The 16,020-nt window shown below is 76.8% G+C and carries 11 protein-coding genes and 2 pseudogenes; 11 read left to right on the plus strand and 2 right to left on the minus strand.

Features of this window, described 5'->3' with window-relative positions; genetic code table 11:
* Positions 1-151 precede the first annotated feature (151 nt).
* From LUW75_RS03065 to LUW75_RS03110, 10 genes and pseudogenes are all read left to right on the plus strand, one after another.
* Positions 152-1,492 carry a diaminobutyrate--2-oxoglutarate transaminase family protein gene (locus tag LUW75_RS03065; RefSeq protein ID WP_250334247.1) on the plus strand — a complete coding sequence of 447 codons (1,341 nt, stop codon included), beginning with the start codon at positions 152-154 and terminating at the stop codon, positions 1,490-1,492.
* A 138-nt stretch (positions 1,493-1,630) separates the two neighbouring features.
* Positions 1,631-3,055, plus strand: a complete 1,425-nt coding sequence (locus LUW75_RS03070) for a pyridoxal phosphate-dependent decarboxylase family protein (protein WP_250334248.1) — start codon at positions 1,631-1,633, stop codon at positions 3,053-3,055.
* The gene (locus tag LUW75_RS03075; RefSeq protein ID WP_250334249.1) at positions 3,052-4,503 is read left to right on the plus strand and encodes a lysine N(6)-hydroxylase/L-ornithine N(5)-oxygenase family protein; all 1,452 of its coding nucleotides are present in this window, start codon (positions 3,052-3,054) and stop codon (positions 4,501-4,503) included. The genes LUW75_RS03070 and LUW75_RS03075 overlap by 4 nt, the downstream gene beginning before the upstream one ends.
* Positions 4,500-6,223: pseudogene (locus tag LUW75_RS03080) on the plus strand (IucA/IucC family protein). The gene LUW75_RS03075 and the pseudogene LUW75_RS03080 overlap by 4 nt, the downstream one beginning before the upstream one ends.
* Positions 6,220-6,771: a GNAT family N-acetyltransferase gene (locus LUW75_RS03085; RefSeq protein ID WP_250334250.1), complete on the plus strand. Its 552-nt coding sequence runs from the start codon at positions 6,220-6,222 to the stop codon at positions 6,769-6,771. Before LUW75_RS03080 ends, LUW75_RS03085 begins: the two are co-directional and overlap by 4 nt.
* Positions 6,768-8,063: a hypothetical protein gene (locus tag LUW75_RS03090; protein ID WP_250334251.1), complete on the plus strand. Its 1,296-nt coding sequence runs from the start codon at positions 6,768-6,770 to the stop codon at positions 8,061-8,063. Before LUW75_RS03085 ends, LUW75_RS03090 begins: the two co-directional genes overlap by 4 nt.
* A 247-nt stretch (positions 8,064-8,310) precedes the next feature.
* Positions 8,311-9,597, plus strand: coding sequence for a pyridoxal phosphate-dependent decarboxylase family protein (locus tag LUW75_RS03095; RefSeq protein WP_250334252.1), 1,287 nt, complete (start codon positions 8,311-8,313; stop codon positions 9,595-9,597).
* Positions 9,594-11,471, plus strand: coding sequence for an IucA/IucC family protein (locus LUW75_RS03100; RefSeq protein ID WP_250334253.1), 1,878 nt, complete (start codon positions 9,594-9,596; stop codon positions 11,469-11,471). Before LUW75_RS03095 ends, LUW75_RS03100 begins: the two co-directional genes overlap by 4 nt.
* On the plus strand, positions 11,468-12,274 hold the full coding sequence (locus tag LUW75_RS03105; RefSeq protein ID WP_250334254.1) for an ABC transporter ATP-binding protein: 807 nt from the start codon (positions 11,468-11,470) through the stop codon (positions 12,272-12,274). Before LUW75_RS03100 ends, LUW75_RS03105 begins: the two co-directional genes overlap by 4 nt.
* Before the next feature lie 116 nt (positions 12,275-12,390).
* Positions 12,391-13,068: pseudogene (locus tag LUW75_RS03110) on the plus strand (ABC transporter substrate-binding protein); the annotation flags it as partial.
* On the opposite strand, the gene LUW75_RS03115 reads toward LUW75_RS03110, so the two are convergent.
* Together LUW75_RS03115 and LUW75_RS03120 are read right to left on the minus strand one after the other, a co-directional pair.
* Positions 13,038-13,499, minus strand: coding sequence for a hypothetical protein (locus LUW75_RS03115; protein WP_250334255.1), 462 nt, complete (start codon positions 13,497-13,499; stop codon positions 13,038-13,040). The pseudogene LUW75_RS03110 and the gene LUW75_RS03115 sit on opposite strands and share 31 nt — an antisense overlap.
* Before the next feature lie 163 nt (positions 13,500-13,662).
* A complete protein-coding gene (locus tag LUW75_RS03120; protein ID WP_462933687.1) occupies positions 13,663-14,391 on the minus strand; it encodes a helix-turn-helix transcriptional regulator in 729 nt (242 codons plus the stop codon).
* Between the two features lie 205 nt (positions 14,392-14,596).
* Between LUW75_RS03120 and LUW75_RS03125 the strand changes: the two genes are divergently transcribed.
* Positions 14,597-15,979 (plus strand): COG1470 family protein, encoded by a 1,383-nt coding sequence (locus LUW75_RS03125; protein ID WP_250334256.1) that lies wholly within the window; start codon positions 14,597-14,599, stop codon positions 15,977-15,979.
* Positions 15,980-16,020 lie beyond the last annotated feature (41 nt).

Raw genomic sequence — 16,020 nt, forward strand, 5'->3', positions numbered from 1 at the left:
TGTGCGCGGAATGCGCCGACGGAGGCCTCTTGATCTGCCTGGAGGTTAGGCTAACCTAACTTTCCGTGAGCGACGGCGGGTCCCTCCCGCCGCGTCCGCCGCATGCGCGCCCCGGGCGCGACCTCCGCCACACGACCGAAGGGCGTCCGCCATGCCGAACGGTGCGCTGCGCGCCGAACTCCTCGAGCGCCAGGAGCGGCGCGAGTCCTCCGCCCGTACCTATGCGCGCACCCTGCCGGTCGCCCCGGTGCGCGCCGCCGGAGCGGTGGTCACCGGTGCCGACGGGCGCACCTACCTGGACTGCCTCTCCGGCGCCGGCACCCTCGCGCTGGGACACAACCACCCGGCCACCGTCGCGGCCCTCCGGTCGGTCCTCGAGTCCGGCGCGCCCCTGCACACCCTGGACATGATCACCCCTCAGAAGGACTCCTTCTCCGGGGAGTTGCTCCGCCGGCTGCCCGGCGGCCTGCGGGACGCGGCGCGGCTGCACTTCTGCAGCCCGGCCGGGACGGACGCGGTCGAGGCGGCCCTGAAGCTGGCCCGGCACGCGACGGGCCGGCGCGGGGTCGTCGCCTTCACCGGCGCCTACCACGGGATGACGCTCGGCGCGTCCGCCGTCTCCGGGCCGCCCCGCATGAGCGGCGCGGTCGGCGCGGACGGCCTGCCGGTGACCCGCCTCCCCTACCCGTACGGGCTGCGCTGCCCGTTCGGCACCGGCGACGGCGGGCGGTCCGGGGAGCTGTCGGCGCGCCTGCTGGAGAGCCTGGTCACCGACCCCGGCAGCGGGGTGGGGACGCCCGCCGCGGTCATCCTGGAGGTCGTCCAGGGCGAGGGCGGCGTCGTCGAGGGCCCGGACGCGTGGCTGCGGGAGGTCCGCCGGATCACCGCGGAGCACGGCATCGTCCTCGTGGTCGACGAGGTGCAGACCGGCATCGGCCGCACCGGCCGCTACTGGGCCTGCGAACGCGCCGGGGTCACCCCCGACGTGCTCGTCATCTCCAAGGCCGTCGGCGGCGGACTGCCGCTCGCGCTCATCGCCTACCGCCCCGAACTCGACACCTGGTGCCCCGGCCACCACACGGGGACCTTCCGCGGCAACACGCTCGCCATGGTCGCCGGGGAGATCGCCCTGCGCACGGTCGCCGAGGAGCAACTGGCCGAACGGGCGCTGAAACTGGGCGAGCGGATCCGCCGCGACCTGCGCGGGATCGCGGCCGACGACCGGTCCTTCGGCGAGGTGCGCGGGCGCGGGCTGATGATCGGCGTCGAGCTGGTCGACCCGGACGGCACCCCCGACCGGAACGGCGTCCCGCCCGGCGACCCCGTGCGCGCCCGGGCCCTCCGCGCGGCGTGTCTGGAGCGCGGGCTGATCCTGGAGCTCGGCGGCCGCGACGACACCGTGGTGCGCCTCCTGCCGCCCCTGGTCCTCACCGACGAGCAGGCCGACTCCGTCGTGGAGCGCCTCGCCTCCGCCGCCGAGGCCACCCGGTGAGCCGCGGCGACCTGCGCCCCGGCACACCCGGACCCGGCGCGGACGGACCCGGCGCGGACGGCGCCCGCCGGCCGGCCGCGGCCGCCCCGCCGGAGGAGGCCGACGCCGCCGTGGCCGGGGGCGCCCCGGGGGGCCCACGTGCTCGGGAAGCTGACCTCGGTGGTGCTCGACGCCCTCGCCGAGGGGGCCGACGCCCGGGGCGGACCGCTGCCCGCCGGCGGACCGGGCGCGGTCGCCGAGCGGTTACGGGCCGCCTGCGCCCCCGTCCTCCCCGAGCACGGCACGGGCGCCGAGGAGGCTCTGCGCACCGTCGTACGGGCCGTCGCCGAGGGCGCCGCCGACCCGGCCGACCCCTGGTGCGCCGCCCACCTCCACTGCCCGCCCCTGGCGGTGGCCGCCGCCGCCGACCTGGCCGCCGCCGCCCTCAACCCGTCGATGGACTCCTGGGACCAGGCCCCCTCCGCGTCGGTCCTGGAGCAGGAGGTCACGGCCGCCCTCGCCGCCCTCGTCTACCCGGGGCGCACCGCGCCCGACGCACTGGTCACCAGCGGCGGCACCGAGTCCAATCTCCTCGCCCTGCTCCTCGCCCGCGAACGGGCCCGCGCCGCCGGGGCCCCGGCGGTCGGAGTCGTGTGCGGTGCCACCGCCCACCACAGCGTGCGGCGCGCCGCCTGGCTGCTGGACCTGCCCGCCCCCGTCCCCGTCGACTGCCCCGGCGGGCGGACCGACCCGGAGGCGGTCGGCCGGGCCCTGGCCCGCGTCACCGGACCCGCCCTGGTGGTGGCCACCGCCGGCACCACCGACGAGGGGCTGATCGACCCGCTCCCGCAGCTCGCCGCCGTGGCGGCACGGCACGGCGCGGAGCTGCACGTGGACGCCGCGTACGGCGGACCGCTGCTGTTCAGCGACCGGCTCGCGCCGCTCCTCGACGGCCTGGAGTCGGCCGTCTCCGTCACGTTCGACCTGCACAAACTGGGCTGGCAGCCGGTCGCCGCCGGGGTCCTCGCCGTCCGCGACGCGGACCTGCTCACCCCGCTGGCCCTGCGCACGGACTACCTCAACGCCGCCGACGACGGCGAGGCCGGCCTGCCGGACCTGCTGGGCCGCTCCGTCCGCACCACCCGGCGCCCCGACGTGCTGAAGATCGCCGCCACCCTGCGGGCACTGGGCCGCACCGGCCTCGGTGCGCTCGTCGAGCACTGCGTGGCCGCCGCGCGGGAGTTCGCCGCGCTCGTCGACGCCCATCCGGCGCTGCGCCGCCGCCCCGGCGAGACCGGCATCAGCACCGTGCTGTTCCGGCCGCTGGCCGCCGACGCGGCGCCGCCCGGGGAGGGCGACGCGCTGGTCGCGGAGGTCCGCCGCCGACTCCTGGCCGAGGGGCGCGCGGTGGTGGGACGGGCCGTCGCCGAGGACGCCGACGGCACCCGGCGGCTGTGGCTGAAGGCCACCCTGCTCCACCCGCGGGCCGCCGGCGAGGACCTGGCCGGCCTGCTCGACCTGGCCGCCGCGGCCGCGTGCCGCGCCGGCGCCCCCCACCCGCCACGACCGGGAGGACCCCGATGACGACTGGGCGAACCGCCGAGGAACCGCGGACCGTCGACCTGCTCGGTGTGGGCGCCGGACCGTTCAACCTGTCGCTGGCCGCCCTGGCCGACGGGGTGCCCGGACTCGACGCCGTCTTCCTGGAGCAGCGGACCGCCTTCTACTGGCACCCCGGCCTGCTGATCGAGGGGGCCGTGCTCCAGGTGCCGTTCCTCGCCGACCTGGTGAGCCTCGTCGACCCGACGAGCCGCTGGTCGTTCCTCAACTACGTCCGCGTCCAGGAGCGGCTGTTCCCGTTCTACTTCGCCGAGCGGTTCCACATACCGCGCGCCGAGTACGACGCGTACTGCCGCTGGGTCAGCCGGGCGCTGCCGTCCTGCCGCTTCGGGCACCGCGTCGACGGCGTCCGCTGGGACCGGGACCGGCAGGCGTACGAGGTGGGGTTCACCCGCGTCGACGAGCGCGGCGCCGCCCTGTCCACCGGCCGGATCCTCGCCCGGCACCTGGCGCTCGGCGTCGGCACCGCCCCGCACGTGCCCGCGCCGCTGCGGGACCTCGCCGGCGACCCGGACGCACCGGTGCTGCACTCCGCCGACTACCTCGCCCACCGGGACCGGCTCCGCGCCGCCGGCCACGTCACCGTCGTCGGCGCCGGCCAGTCGGGCGCCGAGGTCCTCCTCGACCTGCTGCGGGCCCGGCCCGAGGGCCGGGAGGGGCTGGCGTGGCTCGCCCGCACCCCGGCGTTCGCGCCCATGGAGTACAGCAGGCTCGGGCTGGAGCACTTCACCCCCGACCACACCCGCTACTTCCGCGAGCTGCCCGAGGCCGTCCGCGACCGGCTGCTGCCGGCCCAGTGGCAGCTGTACAAGGGGGTCAGCGCGGAGACCCTGGCGGACATCCACGGCGAGCTGTACCGCCGGACCCTGGCCGGGGGCTGGCCGGACGTCACCCTCACCCCCGGCGTCGCCGTCACCGCCGCCGCCCGCCGCGACGGGCGGGTGGAGCTGGCCCTCGAACACCGCGAGGAGGGGTCGCGGGCCACGCTCGCCACCGACGCCGTCGTCCTCGCCACCGGCTACGCGCAGCGCCCCCTCGACGGGCTCCTCGGGCCGCTCGGCCCGCACCTCGCCCGCGACGGCTCCGGCCGGCCCCTCGTCGGCCACGACCAGCGGCTCGTCCTCGACGGGGAGATCGGCGGCGCCGTGTTCGTCCAGAACGCCGAGCGCCACACCCACGGTGTCGGCGCCCCCGACCTGGGCCTCGCCGCCTGGCGCTCCGCCGTCATCCTCAACACCCTGACGGGCCGGCCCGTCTACCCGCTGCCGCGCCGCACCGCGTTCACCACCTTCGGCCTGGCCCGCGGCCGCGCGGACCACGGGCCGGCCGGGGAGACCGGGCCGGCCGCACCGGCCGCACAGACCGAGCCGACCGCACAGACCGAGCCGACCGAGCAGAAAGAGTGTGCATGAGCCAGATCCAGCCCCCGGACCCCGTCGCGGAGGCCGACCGGGCCGCCGCCGACAACCTGCTGCGCTGCTGGGTGCGGGAGACCGGGGTGGAGCGGCCCGCCGGCGACGTGCTGCGCCTGGAGCTGCCCACGGCCGGTACGGCCGTCGAGGCGCCCGTCCTGTACTGGTCGCCCGCCGGCTGGCACCGCTTCGGGCCCGCCCGTCTGCCCTCCGGCGCGCCCGCATCCGCCACGGTGCTCGCCGCGCTGCTCGGCGCCGAGGCCGCGGACGGCGACCCCGAGTCCGTCACCGACCTGACCGGCCGCGTCAGCGACTCCGTGCGCCGGGTCGCCGGGTTCCTCCGGGCGCGGGCCGCCGCGCCCGACGACCCGACCGGCACCACGCCGTTCCTCGCCGCCGAGCAGGCCCTCCTCACCGGGCACCCGCTGCACCCGACGCCCAAGAGCCGCGAGGGGCTCACCGAGGCGGAGGCCGCCCGGTACTCCCCCGAGACCCGCGGCTCCTTCCCGCTGCACTGGTTCGCCGCGGACCCGTCCGTCGTCAGCTCCGACTCCTCCCTCGACCGGAGTGCCGAGGACCTCCTCGCCACCTTCGCCGGGGACGGCCTCGCGCGGCCCGGGGGCACGGTCCTGGTCCCCGCCCACCCGTGGCAGGCGCAGGACGCCGTCCACCGGCCCGCCGTACGGGCCCTCCTCGACGCGGGCCTGCTGCACGACCTCGGCCCGGCCGGCCCCGACTGGTCGCCCACCTCCTCGGTCCGGACGCTGTACCGGGCCGACGCGGCCGTGATGCTGAAGTTCTCCCTCGGGCTGCGCATCACCAACTCGCGGCGCGAGAACATGCGGTCCGAACTGCGCCGGGGCCTCGCCGTGGACCGGCTCCTCACCGCCGGGCTCGCCCGGGCCCTGCACGCCGCGCACCCGGGCTTCGAGATCGTCCGCGACCCGGCGTGGCTCGCCGTCGACACCGCGCCCGGCGGCGGCGACGGCACCGGCCTCGACGTGGTCGTCCGCGCCAACCCGTTCACCGCGGACGCCGCGGCGCAGGGCCTGTGCGTCGCCGGGCTGGTCTCCCCCGCCCCGACCTGCCCGGCGGGCGCTCCCGCCTGGCGGTGCTCGTGCACTCCCTCGCCGAGCGGACCGGCCGGCCCGCCGCCGAGGTCGGCGAGGAGTGGTTCGCCCGCTACGCCGAACGGGTCGTGGGCCCCGTCCTGTGGCTGTACGCCGTGTACGGGCTGGGCCTGGAGGCGCACCAGCAGAACACCCTCGCCGTCCTCGACGACGAGGGCTGGCCCTCCGGCGGCCGGTACCGCGACAACCAGGGCTACTACTTCTCCCCCGCCCGCAGCGACGCCCTGTACGGGTGGGTGCCGGGCGTCGGCAGGGACCTCGGCACGTACGTCGCCGACGAGGTCATCGACGAGCGGCTGGCCTACTACGTCGGCGTCAACAACCTGCTCGGCCTCGCCGGCGCGCTCGGCTCCCAGGGCCTCGCCGACGAGACGCGGTTGCTCGGCCTCGCCGGCCGGTTCCTCGCCGCGGCCGCCGCCGAGCACGGCGACCGGCTGCGGCTGGCCTCGCTGCTGCGGGACGGGCCGACGCTGCGCTGCAAGGCGAACCTGCTGACGCGGGTGCGCGGCATGGACGAGCTGACCGGCCCGCTGGAGGCGCAGTCGGTGTACGTGGACATCCCCAACCCCCTGGCGGGAGCGGGCAGGTGACGGGCGGGAACCTCGTCGTCACCGGGACGCTGGCGGAGGCGGGCGCGTTCACGCTGCGCGCGGTCGACCCGGCCGCCGACGCGGGACTGGTCCACGCGTGGATGAACGACCCGGAGGTGGCCGAGTACTGGGAGATGGCGCAGCCGGAGGAGCGGATCGCCGCCTACCTGCGGGAGCAGGTGGCCAGCGCCCACTCCACCCCGTACATCGGCTGCGTCGGCGGCACCCCGATGAGCTACTGGGAGCTGTACCGGGCCGACCTGGACCCGCTGCGCCACCACTACCCGGCGCGGCCCCGCGACGCCGGCGTGCACCTGCTGCTCGGCCCGTCCGGGTACCGGGGCCGGGGGCTCGGCGCGGCGCTGCTGCGGGCCGTCTCCGACTGGCTGCTGCGCACCGACCCGTACGCCGAGCGCGTCGTCGCGGAGCCGGACGTCCGCAACGAGCGGTCCGTGCGGGCCTTCGAACGGGCCGGGTTCCGGCTGGTCCGGCGGATCGACCTGCCGGCGAAGCGGGCGGCGCTCATGGTCCGCGAGCGCACGGCATGACGGAGGGGCGCGGCCGCCCGGTGCTGCTGGCGGCGGCCGGACTGCACATGGTGACCCAGTCGGCGCTCGCCCCGTTCTACCCGGCGCTGTTCCGCGCCGCGTACGGGGTGGAGGCGCTGGCCGCGACCGGGCTCTTCCTGGTGCTGTGCCAGGCGTCGGCGGTCGTCGCCCTGCCCCTGTGGGGCCGGGCGAGCCACCGGGTGCCGCTGGCCCGGCTGGTGACGGCCGGGCAGTCGGCGGCGGTGCTGCTGGCCGCGGCCCTGGTCCTCGCACCCTCGTACGCGGTGTTCACCGGGGTGTCCGTGCTGCTCGTCGCCGCGAAGGCGGTCGTCCTGCTGGCGTACCCGGGGCTCGCCCGGAGCCATCCGCGCGGGGTGCTGCCCGGCGTCGTGCAGTACGTGGCGGTCCTGCACGCCGCGTCGGTCGCGGCGACCCTGCTGGGCGGGGCCGTCGTGTCCGTGCCCGAGCCGCGGTCGGCGCTGCCGCTGCTGGCGCTGCTGGAGGCGGTGCTGCTCGCGGCCTGCCTGCGGGTGCTGCGGCCCGGGGCCGGCGCGCCGGCCGGCGGCGGTGGCGCCCCCGGGGCCGGCCCGGCCGTCGGCGGCGGGGTGTGGCGGCTGGCCGTGTACGTGCTGCTGACGGCGGTCGCCGTCTACGCGGCGCGGCCGTACTTCACCGCGTACGCCACCGGCTCGGGCGCGTCGGCCGCCACGGCGGCGGTGCTGTTCCTGCTGCCCCACCTCGCCGTGCTGGCGCTGCTGCCCGCCGCCGCGCGGCTGCGGGGGCGGCTGGGAGGGCGGCTGCTGCGGTACGGGATGCTCGTCGCCGCGGCGGGGCTCGCCGCGCAGGCGGCGGTCACCGAGCCGGGCTGGCTGGCCGTGGCGCGGCTGGTGTTCGGGGCCGGGCTGGCGCTGGGCCAGGTCGCCCTGGACGAGCGGGTGGTCGCCGCCAGCGGGTCGGGGGCGGCGTACAGCGTCGTCGCCGTGGGACAGACGGCGGGGCTGCTGCTCGCGCCGCTCGTCGCCACCGGCGCGGCGGCCGCGGCCCTGTGGGCGCCCCTCCTCGTCGGGGGCGCGCTGCTGTGCGCCCTGGCGCTGGCGGCCCCCGCGCCGCCGGCGGGGGCCGCCGCCCGGGGCGCGCTCCGTCCCCCGCCCGCCGTTCCCCGCGTCCCGCCCCCGCGCCGGCGCCCGCCGGACCGGCCCGCGGAGCCGAAGGGGCACGCGTTCGCCCTGCCGGCGCCCGCCCACCGCGCCCCGGAGGCGGAACGAGCCGGAGAAGAAGGAGCCCTGCCATGACGATGACCGGTGGCGCACCGTCCGCCCCCGCCCCGCCGTTCCCGGGGCCCGTCCTGCTGGCCGCCCTCCCCCGCGGGGCTCGACGAGGTGGGGCGGCTGGTGCGCGGCATCCTCCGGGAGTGCGCCGACGGGCTGCGCGGGCGCGGGGGGGCCGCTGCCGGCGCTCGCCCCGGAGGGCCTGACCGCGCTGGTCGACGCGCAGTTCCCCGAAGGGGTCGTACCGCGCGCCGGGACCGGGCCGGAGGCCGTGCTGGCGCTCGCCCGGGCCTGCGCGGAGGGCACGGTGGACCTCGCCGACCCGCGCGCCGCGGCGCACCTCCAGCCGCCGTCGCTGGCCGTCGCCGCGGCGGCCGACGTCCTGGCGGGGGTCTTCAACGCCTCCGTCGACACGTGGGACTCCGGCCCCTACGCCGTCGAGATCGAGCGGCGGCTGGTGAAGGGCGTCTGTGGGCTCGTCGGATACGGGCCCGGCTCGGGCGGGGTCCTCACCTCCGGCGGCAGCGCCTCCAACCTCCAGGCGCTGCTCGTCGCCCGCGACGCGGCGGCGGCCAAGTCGCGGGACGTGCGCACCGCCGGCCTGGCCGGCTTCGGGCGGCGGCCGCTGGTGTTCTGCTCGGAGCTGGCGCACTTCTCCGTCGCCCGGGCCTGCGCCGTCCTGGGCCTCGGGGAGGGCGCGGTGCGGGCCGTGCCCGTCGACGGACACCACCGGATGCGGCCCGGGGCGCTGGACGCGGCGCTGCGCCGGGCCGACCCGGACGCGTGGCTGCCCGTCGCGGTGGTCGCCACCGCGGGGACCACCGACTACGGCTCGGTGGACCCCCTGCCGGAGGTCGCCGCGGTCGCCCGGGAGCACGGCGTGCGGCTGCACGTGGACGCCGCCTACGGGTGCGGCGCGCTGTTCTCGGACCGGCTGCGGCCGCTGCTGGAGGGGATCGAGGAGGCCGACACGGTCACCCTGGACCTGCACAAGACGGCCTGGCAGCCGGCCGCCGCGAGCCTCCTGCTCGCCCGCGACGCGGCGGACTTCGCGCCGGTGACCGGGGGGCGGGTCGCCTACCTCGACCCGGACGACGACGGTGAGGCCGGGTACGACGGGCTGCTCGGCCTGTCGCTGCAGACCACCCGCCGCGCCGACGCGCTGAAGGTCGCGGCGACGTTCCTGGCGCTGGGCACCGACGGGATAGGGGCGATGCTGGAGGCCTGCCACGACCTGGCCCGGCACGCCGAGCGGGCCGTGGCGGCGCACCCCCGGCTGTCGCTGACCGCCGGGGCGACGCTGTCGACGGTCGTCTTCCGGTACGCCGCCCGCGACCCGGCCGCGTCCGACCGCGTCAACGGCGCGCTCCGCCGCCGCCTGCTGCGCACCGGCACCGCGCTGGTCGGCCGGACCGAGGCGCCCGGCGGCGACGGCCGCCCGGCCGTCCACCTCAAGCTCACCCTGCTGAACCCGCGGGCCCGTACCGCGGACGTGGACGGCCTGCTCGACGCGGTCGTCCGGGCGGGCCGGGCCGTCGAGGAGGGGAGCACCGGATGAAGCACCGCCGAGCGGAGCGGCACAAGGGCCGGAGGAAGAGCCGGCGCCCACACGAGAAAGGCATCGACCGCATGACCGAGGACCACCCCGTGCCCGAAATCGCCGACGTGTCACCGGAGTCGTGGCGGGAGGCGAACCGCAGGCTCCTCGCCAAGGCGCTCTCCGAGTTCGCCTTCGAGGAGCTGGTCGAGCCGCTGGAGCTGGAGGAGGGGGGCCGGTTCCGGATAGACCTGGACAGCGGGGTCTCGTACGCGTTCTCCGCCACGCGCGGCGCACTCGGTTCCTGGCGGGTCGCCGGGGACTCCGTGACGCGCGGCGCGGCGGGGCTCCTCGGCAACGAGATCGAGACGCCCGCCTGGGACGTGCAGCGGTTCCTCGTGGACTGCGCGGGCACCATCGGGACCGACGCGCCGACCCTCGGCATGTACCTGACGGAGTTGTCGGCGACCCTCGCCGCCGACGCGGCGCGCATCGAGCACGGCGGGTGGACGGCGGCCGAACTGCGCGGGCTGGACCACGCCGAGCTGGAGTGCGCCATGACGGGCCATCCGACGCTCGTCGCCAACAAGGGCCGCGTCGGCTTCTCCGCGAGCGACGTGCGGGCGTACGCGCCGGAGTCGCGGCGGCCGGTCGCCCTGGAGTGGATCGCCGTGCACCGGGGGCTCGCCGAGTTCCGGGGCACGCCGGGGCTGAGCGAACGGGCGGTCGTCGCCCACGAGCTGGACGAGGGCACCGCCGCCGCGTTCCGCGCCCGGATCGAGGCGGCCGGCTGCGACCCCGACGCGTACGTGTGGATGCCCGTCCACCCCTGGCAGTGGGACCACGCCGTACAGGTGCTGTTCGCCGGCGAGGTCGCCCAGCGGCGGATCGTGCCGCTCGGCCGGAGCGCCGACGCGTACCTGCCGCAGCAGTCGGTGCGGACCATGACGAACGTGTCGGAGCGGGGCCGGTACGACGTCAAGCTCCCCCTGAAGATCGTCAACACGCTGATCTGGCGCGGCATCCCGCCGCACTGCACGCAGGGGGCGCCGCTCACCACGCAGTGGCTGACGGGCCTGCTCGGCCGGGACGGGCTGCTCCGCGACGAGCTGCGGACGGTGTTCCTCGGCGAGGTCGCGTCGGTGACGGTCCGCCACCCGTACCTGGACGGGGTGCCGGAGATGCCGTACCAGCACCTGGAGACGCTCGGCTGCATCTGGCGGGAGCCGGTGGAGTCGCGGCGGGACGAGGGCGAGCGGGTCCGCACCTTCGCGTCGCTGCTGTACGTGGACGGGCAGGGCACGTCGTTCGCGGCGGAGCTGGCCCGCGCCTCGGGGCTGCCCGCCGAGGAGTGGCTGTCGCGGCTCTTCGAGACGGTGACGCACCCGGTGCTGCACGTGATGTACACGTACGGCATCACCTTCAACCCGCACGGCCAGAACACGCTGATCGGGTACGACGCCGACGAGGTGCCGCGGCGGCTGTTCCTGAAGGACTTCGTGGACGACGTGTCCGTGTCGCACACCCCGGTCCCGGAGCGCGGGCCCGAGCCGGACGGCCACGACCACGTACTGCCCCGCAAGAGCCCGGTCGTCATCCGCCAGCACGTGGTGGACCAGCTGCTGCTGGGCCACTTCCGGTACCTGGCGCCGCTCGCCGCCGAGCAGTTGGGCGTCCCCGAGGAGCGGTTCTGGCGGCTGGTGCGGCGGGCCGTCGTGTCGTACCAGGAGCGGTTCCCGGAGAAGAAGGACCGGTACGCCGAGTACGACATGCTCGCGGAGGAGTTCCCGCGCTACCCGTTCAACACCGACCGGCTCGTCGTCACCCGCTACGTCGACCGGGCGCTGCGGCACGCGCTGCGCCCCAACGGCACCGTCCCCAACCCGCTGTCGTGAGCGTGGGGATCAGCGCGCGGGAGCTCACCCTGGGCCACGGGGGCGAGCCGGTCGCGCGGGGCATCGACGTCACGCCGGCACCCGGCGCGGTCACCGCGCTCATCGGTCCGAACGGCTCGGGCAAGTCCACGCTGCTGCGGGCGCTGGCCCGGCTGCACGTCCCGGACGGGGGCCGGATCGTGCTGGACGGGCGGGACCTGGCGGAGTACCGGCCGCGTGAGCTGGCCCGCAAGCTCAGCTTCCTGACGCAGTCGCCGGTCGTGCCCGCCGGGGTGACCGTGGAGGAGCTGGTGGCCTACGGCCGCCACCCCCACCAGGGCCTGCTGGCGCGGGGCGGGGGCGACGAGGACCGGGAGGCGGTCTCCTGGGCGCTGGACGCCACGAACCTGCGGCCGCTGGCCGAGCGCACCCTGGACCGGCTGTCCGGGGGTGAGCGGCAGCGGGTGTGGATCGCGATGGCGCTGGCCCAGCGGACCGGGCTGCTGCTGCTCGACGAGCCGACGACGTACCTCGACATCCGCTACCAGATCGAGGTGCTGCGGCTGGTGCGGCGGCTGGCCGACGAGCACGGCATCACCGTGGTGGTGGTGCTGCACGAGCTGAACCAGGCCGCCGCGTTCTCCGACGCGGTGGTCGTGCTGGCCGGGGGCCGGATCGTCGCGTCCGGGCCGCCCGCGGAGGCGCTGACGGAGGAGACCGTCCGCACCGCCTTCCGGATCGACACGACCGTCGTCCTCGACCCCCGCACGGGTGTGCCGACCTGCCTGCCGACGTGGCGCGAGCCGTCGCCGGCGGCCGGCTGAGCCCCGGCCCGCCGCACCAACCGGCCCGTACGCCCCGTACGGGTGCCCCGCACCACCCGGCCGTACACCGCGTACGGCCGGGCCGCACCACCGATCGAGCGAAGGAACCCTCGCGTATGCGCACTCCACCACGGGCCCGCACCGGCCTCACCGCCCTGTTCGCCGCCGCGGCGCTCGCCGTCACCGCCGCCGGCTGCGGCTCCGCCGCCGAGGAGGCGGGCGGCGGCTCCCCCGCGAAGAGCGGGGGAGGCGGTGCGGGCGGCGTCACCGTCTCCCACCTGAAGGGCACCACCACGCTGAAGGCACCCGCGAAGAAGGTCGTCGCCCTGGAGTGGACGTACGCCGAGGACCTGCTGGCCCTCGGGGTGTCCCCGGCCGGGGTCGCCGACGTCGGGGGGTACGGCCAGTGGGTCACCGCCGGGCCCCGCTTCGGCGCGGACGTGAAGGACGTCGGCACCCGGCAGGCACCCAGCCTGGAGACCGTCAAGGCGCTGAAGCCCGACCTGATCATCACCTCCAAGGTGCGTTCCGAGGCCAACTACGAGCAGCTGAACGAGATCGCGCCGACCCTGATGTTCGACCCGTACTCCACGGAGAGCGAGTACGAGGAGATGCGGGCCACGCTGAAGACCATCGGCACCGCCGTCGGCAAGCCGGAGGCGGCCGACGCGGCGCTGAAGGACCTCGACGCGAAGATCGAAGCGGCGAGGCGGAAACTGGCGGCGGGGAAGAGGGACGGCGCGGAGGTGACCGTCGCCCGCGGCTACACCACGGACGGCGCCGCCGTCGTGGAGGTCCTCACCGACTCCACCATCCCCGGCGCGCTGCTGCCGCGGCTCGGCCTGAGGAACGCGTGGAAGGGCGAGGCCGACGCGTACGGCATGAGCAAGGTCGACATCGAGTCGTCGCGGCGGCTCGCGAAGACCAGCCGGTCGCCGAGGGCGGACGGCTGGACGTCGAAGTGCGCCGGGCCCGCGCCGAACAGCGGTGCGCTGGTGCTGTCCGTGGTGGCCCCGCCGAGGCTGCGGTGCCGGGTGCCGGCGTACACGACCCGGGTCTCCGCGGCGTCGGTGACCCGGGGCCCCGCGGCGTCGGCGGCCCGCAGCCGAGGGGCGGCGCCGCCCTGTCCGGAGGCCGCCGTCACGCCGTACACCGGGAGCAGCAGCAGCAACGACGCGCCGAGCCTCCCCAGGCGGTACCGCCCCCCAGGTCCAGCGGCTCCCATCACGCTCTCCCTCTCGTCCTGGCCGGGACGCCCCGGTCCAGGCGCGCCCCGCCCACCCTGCGTCGGCCGGGTGCGGCGCGGCAGGGCGGCGGGGCCAGATCCGGGGAAGTACGCGGTGTGCTTCCGGGCAGCGCCGGTTCCCGGCCGCCGTCGGCGCGGCCCGTCAGATCAGTCCGTTGCGCAGCGCGTAACCGACGGCGTGGGCCCGGTTGCGCAGGTGCAGCCGCGAGATGACCTCGTGCAGCACGTTCTTGACGGTCCGTTCGGAGTACGCGGTCCTGCGGGCGATCTCCGCGGTGTCCAGGCCCTCCGACACCATGCGCAGCATCTCCGCCTCACGGGTGGTGAGCGTGGACAGGGACAGCCCCCGCGGGTCGAGCGCCGAGCGCTGGAGGCGGCCCACCCGGGTGAGCAGTTCGCCGAGCAGGTCGCCGGGGAGCACGCCCTCGCCGTTGGCTATGGCGAGGACCAGGCGGAGGAGCCGGTCCTGGTCGGCCTCGGCGCGGCGCAGCACCGCCGCCACACCGCACTCGACGACGCGCTGCAGCGAGCCCGCGCCGAGGGTCGCGACCACGAGCCCCGTGCGGGTGGCGGAGTTGTGGCGCAGCCGGTGCAGCAGGGCGGCCACGTCGTCGTCGACCACGTCGACGACCACCAGCGACACCCTGGCCCGCTCCGCGTCGGCGTCCGCGTCGGCGAGCAGCTCGACCTCCGGGCGCTGGCGCAGCTGCTGGGCGACGCCCAGGCGCAGGACCGGGTCGGCGGCGTGGACGGCCACGCTCACGCGGCTCTCCCGGTCGGGACGGCCGGTTCTTCGCGTGCTCCGGTCCGGGGCGGGCGCGCGGGAGGTGGTGGCGGTCGCTGCGGGTTCCGTCTTCTCTGCGCTGGGCATGAGCGCTTGTCCGTCCCCTGGGTTCGTGGTCGATGTCCGCACGGCGAGGGCGACCGGCACAAGGGGGGCGCGCGGGAGGCGGCGGCCCGTGTCAACGGCTCGCCGATGAGGGGAGGACCGCCCTCGGCCCCCGGGACACCACCGTTGCCCGGGCGTTGCCCCCGCGCTTCTCGTGGCGCCCCGGGGGCGCTCCTACCGTGGCGGTGTGACGCCTTCTGCAGCTTCTTCCCATCCCGGTGCGTCCGGCCTCGGCATCCCGGAAGTGACCGTGGCGCCGGGCGGCACCGCCACGACGGTTCTGACCGTCCGCAACGACGGCGACATCGTCGAGGCGTACGCCCTGGAAGTCGTCGGGGAGTGCGCCTCCTGGGCCACCGTGGAGCCGCCCCGGGTCTCCCTCTACCCCGGTACCTCCGAGACGGTGACGATCCTTCTGGAACCGCCGCGCTCCGCGGAGGTCCGGGCCGGTGAGGTGCCCCTCGGCGTACGGGTCCTGCCCGCCGAGCACCCCGGGTCGGTGCAGGTCCTCGAGACCACCGTGCACGTCGAGGAGTTCCACGAGCTGCACGCGGAGCTGGTTCCGCGCCGCCGGCGCGGCTGGCTGCGCGGACGTTACCGGCTGGCGGTGCGCAACCGGGGCAACTCCCCGGTGGAGGCGGGCTTCGCCGCGGGCCAGGCGGGCGAGGAGCTGGGGTTCGCCTTCGGCCCGGCGGCGCGGAGGCTGGAGCCCGGCGAGTCGGCGGAGGCCGGCCTGCGTGTCCGCACGGGCAAGCCAGTGTGGTTCGGCGCCCCCGTGGTGTGGCCGTTCACCGTGGACGCCGCGGAATCCGGCGACGAGGAGGGGGCGCGGCGGGACGGGGGCGCCGCCGCGGCGCCGCTGGACGCGGAGTTCGTCCAGATCCCGGTCTTCCCGAGGTGGCTGCTCGCGGTGCTCGCGGTGCTGCTCGCGCTGCTGTTCGCCTGGTTCGCCCTGGTGCGTCCGGCGGTGCGCAGCGCGGCCGAGGAGGCGGCCGCCGAGGCGGTCAGGCCGCGTCCCGCCGCGGCCGGGCAGCAGGCGGGGCAGAGTCCGGGGGCCGGTCCCGGCACGGACACCCGGCCCGGCGGCCAGGGGGCGGGCGTGCCGTCCGGGACGGACGGTGCCGGCGCGCCGGACGGTACGGGTGCCCCGGGCGGGCCGGGCGGGCCGGGCGGCACCGGGACGTCGGGCGGCGCCGGGTCGTCGGGCGGCGGCCAGCAGCACTCGGAGACCATCGACCTGAAAACCCCCGGCGGGAAGACCAGGACCGGCCCCTACCAGGTGCCCGAGGGAAGTGTCTTCGAGGTGACGGACATCGTCGTCGCCAACTTCCAGGGCGACGAGGGCCTGCTGACGATCACGTTCGGCGACCGCAAGATCACCACGATCGCGCTGGAGACCTTCCGCAACCAGGACTACCACTGGGTGACCCCCATCAGGATCCCTGAGAACGAGACCGTGACCATGGAAGTGACCTGCACCGAGCCGGGCACCCCCGCCACCGGCCGCCGGGCCCCCGGGTGCCATGAGGTCCTGAGCGTGAGCGGCGTGCTCGTCCGCACCACCCGGTAGGTCACGCGTCATGCTGTACCGGCATTGTCGATCGGTGCCGG

The sequence above is a fragment of the Streptomyces sp. MRC013 genome (genome assembly GCF_023614235.1).
Lineage (GTDB): Bacteria > Actinomycetota > Actinomycetes > Streptomycetales > Streptomycetaceae > Streptomyces.